This window comes from Plasticicumulans lactativorans (assembly GCF_004341245.1).
GTDB classification, from domain to species: Bacteria; Pseudomonadota; Gammaproteobacteria; order Competibacterales; family Competibacteraceae; genus Plasticicumulans_A; species Plasticicumulans_A lactativorans.
The window spans coordinates 1-7992 of sequence record NZ_SLWY01000042.1; the positions used below are offsets into that span (position 1 = coordinate 1).

The 7992-nt window shown below is 69.5% G+C and carries 8 protein-coding genes; 4 read left to right on the plus strand and 4 right to left on the minus strand.

The annotated features are described in order from the left end of the window. Nucleotides 1-179 precede the first annotated feature (179 nt). Genes EV699_RS19460 through EV699_RS19470 form a run of 3 tightly spaced genes read right to left on the minus strand, consistent with a single transcriptional unit; the run spans nt 180 to nt 3126 of the window. A complete protein-coding gene (locus EV699_RS19460; protein ID WP_132545960.1) occupies nt 180-1691 on the minus strand; it encodes a tripartite tricarboxylate transporter permease in 1512 nt (503 codons plus the stop codon). Next, on the minus strand, nt 1691-2164 hold the full coding sequence (locus tag EV699_RS19465) for a tripartite tricarboxylate transporter TctB family protein (RefSeq protein WP_132545962.1): 474 nt from the start codon (nt 2162-2164) through the stop codon (nt 1691-1693). Before EV699_RS19465 ends, EV699_RS19460 begins: the two co-directional genes overlap by 1 nt. Then, entirely contained in the window at nt 2164-3126 is a 963-nt protein-coding gene (locus tag EV699_RS19470) for a Bug family tripartite tricarboxylate transporter substrate binding protein (RefSeq protein WP_132545964.1), read from the minus strand. The genes EV699_RS19465 and EV699_RS19470 overlap by 1 nt, the downstream gene beginning before the upstream one ends. Before the next feature lie 154 nt (nt 3127-3280). On the opposite strand from EV699_RS19470, the gene EV699_RS19475 reads away from it, so the two are divergent. The 4 genes from EV699_RS19475 to EV699_RS19490 all read left to right on the plus strand — a co-directional run bounded on the left by EV699_RS19475 (nt 3281) and on the right by EV699_RS19490 (nt 7676). Continuing rightward, nucleotides 3281-3946 carry a response regulator gene (locus EV699_RS19475; protein WP_132545966.1) on the plus strand — a complete coding sequence of 222 codons (666 nt, stop codon included), beginning with the start codon at nt 3281-3283 and terminating at the stop codon, nt 3944-3946. Beyond that, on the plus strand, nt 3943-5322 hold the full coding sequence (locus EV699_RS19480) for a sensor histidine kinase (protein ID WP_132545968.1): 1380 nt from the start codon (nt 3943-3945) through the stop codon (nt 5320-5322). Before EV699_RS19475 ends, EV699_RS19480 begins: the two co-directional genes overlap by 4 nt. Before the next feature lie 5 nt (nt 5323-5327). Next, complete coding sequence (locus EV699_RS19485; RefSeq protein WP_132545970.1) at nt 5328-6434, plus strand: ABC transporter substrate-binding protein; 1107 nt, start codon at nt 5328-5330, stop codon at nt 6432-6434. 195 nt (nt 6435-6629) lie between these two features. Then, nucleotides 6630-7676 (plus strand): porin, encoded by a 1047-nt coding sequence (locus EV699_RS19490; protein ID WP_165904215.1) that lies wholly within the window; start codon nt 6630-6632, stop codon nt 7674-7676. An 85-nt stretch (nt 7677-7761) separates the two neighbouring features. Here the strand turns inward: EV699_RS19490 and EV699_RS20125 are convergent. Next, nucleotides 7762-7992: hypothetical protein (locus EV699_RS20125; protein ID WP_207923031.1), on the minus strand; the 231-nt coding region annotated here is incomplete at its 5' end.

Consider the following 7992-nt stretch of genomic DNA (forward strand, 5'->3'; position numbering starts at 1 on the left):
TTGTTCGACAGGATCGAGATGAACACCAGGTTGTCGATGCCGAGCACGATCTCGAGCACCGTCAGCGTCAGCAGACTGGCCCACATCTGCGGGTCTAGAAAAAATTCCATGCGGCGGTTCTCCGGACAAGGAGCGGGGCTGCGTCAGCAGCCCCGCGGGTGGGAAGGATCGGAAAGCGCTCAGTGCTCCAGCGGATTGTCGTCGTGGACCTTGCGCAGGCGTTTGACGATCAGCGGCAGCACGATCAGCGCGGCGGCCACGGCGAGGATGGTCGCCGAGATCGGGTGCGTGATGAACACCGTCAGGTCCCCCTGGCTGATCGACAGCGCGCGGCGGAACTGCTTCTCGGCGATCGGGCCGACGATCAGGCCCACCACCAGCGGCACCACGGGGAAGCTGTAGCGGCGCATCAGGAAGCCCAGCACCCCGACCATCGCGAGCAGCATCAGGTCGAACCACGACTGGCGGATCGAGTACGCCCCCATCGTCGCGAAGATCAGGATGCCCGCGTACAGGTAGGGCCTGGGGATGTGCAGCATCTTCACCCAAATGCGGATCATCGGCAGGTTGAGCACCAGCAGCATCACGTTGCCGATGTAGAGGCTCGCGATCAGCCCCCACACCAGCGCCGGATCGGTATCGAACAGCAGCGGGCCGGGCTGGATGTTGTACTGCTGGAACGCCGCCAGGATGATCGCCGCGGTCGCCGAGGTCGGCAGACCGAGCGTCAGCAGGGGCACCAGGGTGCCGGTCGCGGCGGCGTTGTTGGCCGCTTCGGGGCCGGCGACACCTTCGATCGCGCCCTTGCCGAACTCCTCGGGGTGGCGGGTGAGCTTGCGCTCGATCGTGTACGACAGGAACGTCGGCAGTTCGGTTCCACCGGCCGGGATGGTGCCCAGCGGGAAGCCGAGGAAGGTGCCGCGGATCCACGGCTTCCACGAGCGCTTCCAGTCTTCGACCGTCATCCGCACCGCCGAGCCGAGGCGCTCGACCTGGCTCACCAGCCCGCCTTCGTAGGCGGCCATGTAGAAGGTCTCGCCCACCGCGAACAGGCCGAGGATGACCACGGTCACGTCGACGCCGTCGGCGAGCTGCAGCAGGCCGAGGGTGAAGCGCGGCTGGCCGGACTGCTCCTCGATGCCGGTGAGGCCCACGCACAGGCCGATCGTCAGGCTGGTGATGCCGCGCAGCGGCGAGGCGCCGAGCACCGCCGACACCGCGACGAAGGTGAAGATCATCAGCGCGAAGTTGTCGGCGGGGCCGAGCTTGATCGCCAGGTCGGCGACGAAGGGCGCGACCAGCGTCAGCAGCAGGTTGGCGATGGTGCCGGCGATGAAGGAGCCGATCGCCGCGGTGGCGAGCGCCTGCCCGGCACGCCCGGCCTTGGCCATCTTGTTGCCTTCGAGCGCGCTGATGATCGACCCCGACTCGCCCGGCGTGTTGAGCAGGATCGAGGTGGTCGAACCGCCGAACATGGCGCCGGAGTAGATGCCAGCGAACATGATCAGCGAGCTGGTGGGATCGATGCTCTGCGCCACCGGCAGCAGCAGCGCCACGGTCACCGCCGGGCCGATGCCCGGCAGTACGCCGACCGCGGTGCCGAGGGTGCAGCCGATCAGCGCCCAGAGCAGGTTGATCGGGGTCAGCGCGACCGCGAACCCCGACGTGAACAGTGCCGTCAAACCTTCCATCACAACCACCCCGTGGCAATCGCCGGCAGGGTCACCCCGAGCCGTCCGAACGCCTGATAGATTGCCGCCGAGACGGCGAACGAGGCCCCCACCCCGATCACGGGGCGCCCGCGCAGCGCCAGCGTGACGCAGCTGCCGAGCAGCGTGCCGGCGAGCGTGAAGCCGATCACCTCGATCAGCGCCATGTGCGCCACCAGGCCGCCGATCACCAGCGCCACCGCGCGGCGGTCGAAGGGCTCATGATCGTGCGGGCCTTCCTCGACGTCGGGGAAGCCGCGTGTCAGCGCCTCGATCAGCAGCAGCACGCCGCAGGCCAGCATGCCGCTGCCCACCACGGTCGGGAAGAAACGCGGGCCGATGCCCGCGTACCCGGCGTCGGCCTGGATCAGCGGGATCTGGGCCAGCATGATCAGCCCGGACACCACCACTCCCGCCGAAATCAGCACCTGTCCCCAGTCGCGCGCGTGCTTCATCACGGCTGCTTCGCCAGGCCGAGCTCGGGGATGATCGCGGCGACGCGCTTCTGCTCCTCGGCGAGGAAGTTGCGGAAGGCATCACCGTCCTGGTGCAGGTCGATCCATTCGAGCTTCTGCGCCTTGGTCTTCCACGCCTCGTTGTGCACCGCGGCGTCGACCATCGCGGTCACCGCCTTGGTCTGCTCGGCGGAGAGCTTCGGCTCGGCGAACACCGCACGCCAGTTGAACAGCACCACGTCGATGCCCTGCTCCTTCATCGTCGGGATGTCGACGCCGTCCAGGCGCTTGTCGGAGGACAGCGCCAGCGCGCGCAGCTTGCCGCCCTTGATCACGTCGGCGAGTTCGCCGTAGCCGCTGACGTAGGCGGCGATGTGGCCGCCGAGGATCATCGCCTTGCCCTCGCCGCCGCCGGCGTAGGGAACGTAGTTGATCTTCGCCGGCGGGACCCCGATCGCCTTGGCGACCAGGCCCATCATGATGTGGTCCACGCCGCCGGCGGAGCCGCCGCCGACCGACACGGCGCCCGGGTTGGCCTTCACCGCGTCGGTGAGGTCCTTCAGCGTCTTGTAGGGCGAGTTCGCCGGCACCACGATCACGTTGTACTCGCCCATCAGGCGGGCGACCGGCGTCACCATGTCGAGGCTGACCGGGGGCTTGTTGGCTTCGATCGCGCCGACGGTGACGATGCCCGCGATGAACAGCGAGTTCGGATCCGCCTTGGCGTTGTTGACGAACTGCGCCAGGCCGATCGCACCGCCGGCACCGGCCTTGTTCTCCACCTGCACGCGCTTGGCCTGGCCGGCGGCGGTGAGCGCCTCGCCGAGCGCGCGGCCGACGGTGTCGAAGCCACCGCCCGGGTTGGCCGGCACCATGATCTTCATCACGTCGACCGGCTCGGCATGCGCAGCCGACAGGGACAGGGCAACGGCGGCGGCCGCCAGCATCTTGGTCATTTTCATCGCTTCCTCTCCTACACGTTTCGGTTCGATCGACTTTGGGTTGGCCTTCCGCTGGCCGGCACACCTGTCCTCATCCCGACGGCGAAATGCTAAAAGGGCGTTGCTGTCGCCGGCCTTTCACTGTAGGCAGTCATTCGGAGAAGCTCCTGCTGACATGCGCATCCTCCTGGTAGAAGACGACGAGGCCCTCGGCAGCGCGATGCAGCGCGCGCTGCGCGACCGCGACCACGCGGTGGATCGCATCAGCGACGGACGCACCGCGCAGAGCCTGCTGCGCACCGAGGCATTCGACCTGGTCGTGCTCGACCTCGGCCTGCCGGGCATCGACGGCCTCACGCTGCTGCGCCAGCTGCGCCAGCGCGGCGCCGGCACGCCGGTGCTGGTGGTGACGGCACGCGGCGAGGTCGAACAGCGCGTCACCGGGCTCGACACCGGCGCCGACGACTACCTGGTCAAACCCTTCGAACTGTCTGAACTCGAAGCCCGCGTGCGTGCGCTGCTGCGCCGCAGCCAGGGCAAGGCCGCACCGCTGCTGGTGCACGGCCCGGTGGCCTTCGACACCGTCGCCCGGCGCGTGAGCCTGAACGGCGCGCCGCTGGAGCTGCCGCGGCGCGAGCTGTGCCTGCTCGAAGTGCTGCTCGGGCGCGTCGGCCAGGTGGTCAGCAAGGAGCAGATCGCCGAGAAGCTCTTCGACTTCGACGACGACGCCGGCCTCAACGCGATCGAGATCTACGTGCACCGGCTGCGCAAGCGGCTCGGCCCGGCCGGCGTCAACATCCGCACCGTGCGCGGCCTCGGCTACCTGCTGGAGCAGCCTTGAGGCGGGCCGACTGGTCGATCCGCCGGCGCCTGCTGGTCTGGCTGCTCACCCCGCTGCTCGCGGTGTGCGCGCTGCTGCTGGCCGCCAACCACGTACAGGCCCGGCGTACCGCCGACGACACCTACGACCGCCTGCTGCGCGCCTCGCTGCTGGCGATCGCCGACCGCGTCAGCGTCGTCGACGGCCACATCGAGGTCGACCTGCCCGGCGTGGCGCTGGAGATGCTCGCCTCGGCCGGGCAGGACCGCGTGTACTACCGCGTCGACGGCCCGGTCGGGCGCTTCGTCACCGGCTACGCCGACCTGCCGACCGCACTCACCGGGACCGACGGCGCCCCGCGCTTCCACGATGCCGAGTTCCGTGGCGAGGCGGTGCGCATCGCCGCGCTGGCGCGCCCGCTCGCGCCGTGGGGGCTCGACGGTCTGTTCGAGGTGCAGCTCGCGCAGACGCGCGGCGAGCGCGATCGTCTCGCGCGCGAGCTGGTGTTCGCCTCGGCGCTGCGCCTGCTGCTGGTGGTGGTGGTCGCGACCGCCATCACCGCGCTCGGCGTCAAGGCCGGCCTGGCGCCGCTGACGGAGCTGCGCCGTGCGCTGCGGCGGCGCTCGCCCGGTGACCTCGCGCCGATCACCCAGCCGGCGCCCCCCGAGGTGCGCGAGCTGGTGAGCGCCATCAACCAGCTGATGCAGCGGCTCGAAGCGAGCTTCGAGGCGATGCGCCGCTTCATCGCCGACGCCTCGCACCAGTTGCGCACGCCGCTCGCCGGGCTGCAGACGCAGGCCGAGCTGACGCTGCGCGAGACGGAACCCGAGGCGCTCGCCCGTGGTCTGCAACGCCTGCTCGACACCACTCGTCGCACCAGCCGCCTCGCCAACCAGCTGCTGAGCCTGGCGCGGGCCGAACCGGGCGGCGGCGTCGCCGAACACGCCACGTTCGACCTCGCCGCGCTCGCCGCCGACCTCACCCGCGAGATCGTGCCGGCGGCGCTGCTGCTGCACATCGACCTCGGCTTCGAGGGGGACGGGCCACTGCCGGTCACCGGCGACGAACTGCTGCTGCGCGAGATGCTGAAGAACCTGATCGACAATGCCATGCGCTACTGCCCGGCGGGCAGCACGGTGACCGTGCGCACGCAGGCCAACGCCCGCGGCGTGCGCCTCGAGGTCGAGGACGACGGCCCCGGCATCGCCCCCGCCGAACGCGCGCGGGTGCTCGAGCGCTTCTACCGCATCCCCGGTTCGGCGAGCGACGGCAGCGGCCTCGGGCTCGCCATCGTGCACGAGGTGGCGGAGCGCCACGGCGCCACGCTGACGCTGGCCGACGGCGTCGGCGGGCGCGGCCTGTGCGTGCGCCTCGACTTCGCGCGCGCGGCGGGCTGAAAGCGATGGCGCGGCTCGCGGGCTGGCTGCTGGCGCTGCTGCTCGTCCTCGGCGGCGGGGCGGCGGCACACGCCGAGCTCACGCGCTTCCCGGCCCCGCAGCCCGGCACCGCCGGCGGGCCCGGCGAAGGCGGCGTCCTGGTGATCTACAGCTCGACCGACCTCGAATTCATCCGCCCGCTGATCGAAGGCTTCCAGGCCCTGAATACCGACGTCGAGGTGCACTACCACCTGCTGCCGTCGCTCGAGCTCTACAATCGGGTGCTCGACGAGGTCCAGGAGCAGGGACGCACCGCCGACGTGCTGCTGAGCGCGGCGATGGACCTGCAGATGAAGCTCGCCAACGACGGCTACGCCAGCGCCCTCACCCCGCCGCGCGGCCTGCCCGAGTGGGCGGTGTGGCGTCGCGAGGTGTTCGGCTTCACCCACGAGCCGGCGGTGATCGCCTACAACCGCGACGGCGTGCCGCCGCAGGACGTGCCGGGCACGCGCGAGGAACTGCGCCGGCTGCTGGAAACGCAGCCCGAGCGCTACCGCGGCAAGGTGGCGACCTACGATCCCGAGCTCAGCGGTGTCGGCTTCCTGTTCGCCTCGCAGGACGCGCGCCGCTCGCCGGTGTTCTGGAAGCTGGTCGATCGCCTCGGTGCCGCCGGCGTGCGTCTCTACGGCAATTCGGTCGAGATGCTCGACGCGCTCGCCGCCGGCGAGGTGCTGATCGCCTACAACGTGCTCGGCTCGTACGCGCGCGCGCACGCCGAGCGCCTGCCGCAGATCGGCATCGCGCTGCCGCGCGACTACACGCTGGTGATGTCGCGGCTGGTGCTGATCCCCAAGGCTGCCGTCCGCCCCGACCTCGCCCGCCGCTTCGTCGACTTCCTGCTCGGCGCGGACGGCCAGCGCATCGTCGCGGGGGCGGCGCACCTCTACGCCATCCTCCCGCAGATCGAGGGCGAGCTCACCGCCAAGGCCCTGCGCGCCCAGCTCGGCCCGGCGCTGCTGCCGATCCCGGTCAACCCCGGCCTGCTGCTCTACCTCGACCAGGACAAGCGCCGGCGCTTCCTGCAGCAATGGGAGCGCACGCTCGACGACACGCCCCCCCCTCCCGGCCGTTGACGGCCCCCGCCCCGAGGGGTTCGTGTTGTACATGTGCATCACGGCGTATGAAAAACACGAAGATTCGTTGCAATGAAACCCCCATGAAAGATTTCCGGAGCTAGAATGTGTTCAGGCCAGTGGACGCTGGTACGCATTGTTCAAAGCGTGCGCTCCGCCCGCTCCCGATCAACCCGTTCCAAGAGGATGAATGCCATGTCTTGCATCGCGCTTTCCCGCCCGCGCCACGCCGCGTCGCTGATCGCCGCCGCCGTCGGTCTCGCCCTGATGGGTCCCGGCCTCGCCAGTGCCGAGACCACGCTGTACGGCTCGGTTCGCGTGGGCGTGCAGTACACCGACGATGACACCACCGACGTCAACGCCTGGGACGTGGTCAACGAAGCGTCGCGCCTCGGTGTGCGCGGCTCCGAGGACCTCGGTGGCGGCCTGAGCGCCATCTACCAGTACGAGTTCGGCGTCAACGCCGACGGCAAGGCTGACGGCAGCCCGTTCAACCAGCGCCTGAGCTGGGTGGGCCTGAAGGGTGGCTTCGGCTCGGTGACGGCCGGCCGCCAGTACAGCCCCTACTACAACGCCGTCGGCATCGACGACGTGTGGAACGGCGACATGACCGGCACCAGCTTCGGCCTGGTCGGCTCGCCGACGCGCATCTCCAACGCCCTGATCTACACCTCGCCGAGCTTCAGCGGCCTGAGCTTCGCCGGTGCGATCACGATGGACGGTGCCGGCAACGACCTCAACGACCCGCTGAAGAAGAGCGACGGCATCGACCTGTATGACCTCGCGGTGTCGTACAAGAACGGCCCGCTGGTGCTCGGCGCCGCCTACCGCGGCATGGAGTCGAACGGCGGCGGCGAGAGCTTCAACTCGCGCTACTTCTCCGACGGCTCGCTGTGGGGCCTGGCCGCGTCGTACAAGTTCGGCGACGTGTTCAACCTGATCGGCAGCTACCAGGACGCCACCTTCAGCGACGACCTCGACAGCAAGGCCAAGGCCTACGGCGTCACCGGCGAGCTGTTCTTCGGCAACAACGTGCTGCGCGGTGGCTGGGGTCGCTACGACGTCGACAACGGCGACGACTACGACGTCTGGCGCGCGGGCTACCAGTACAACCTGAGCAAGCGCACCCGCGTGTGGCTGGAGTACATCGACTCCGACTTCGCCTCGGGCGCGACCTCGCCCTTCGTGTCGACCGGCGACGAGTACAAGAACATCCAGTTCGGCATGCGCCACGACTTCTGAGCCGCGCCGGCTCACCGACAAGGGCATCCTCCGGGATGCCCTTTTTGTTTTGCAGGAACCGCCTTCGCCAGGCGGTTCTTTCATTTCATGCCCTGAAAGGCAGGCGAAAGTTCGCGTCCGTAGTCTGCAGGCTCGGGCGGCGGCACGCCGGATCACGACTGAAGCCAAGGGTACGCAGGGAAGCGAACCCGGCGCGCAACCGCCCCTTTTCCACCGACGTTGGAGGCGAGGCGATGCAGATAACCGGCATGTTGCACGGGGCGAGGCTGTTGCAGTACGTGGATTTTCCCACCGCGGAGGTGCTCGGCCCGGAGGC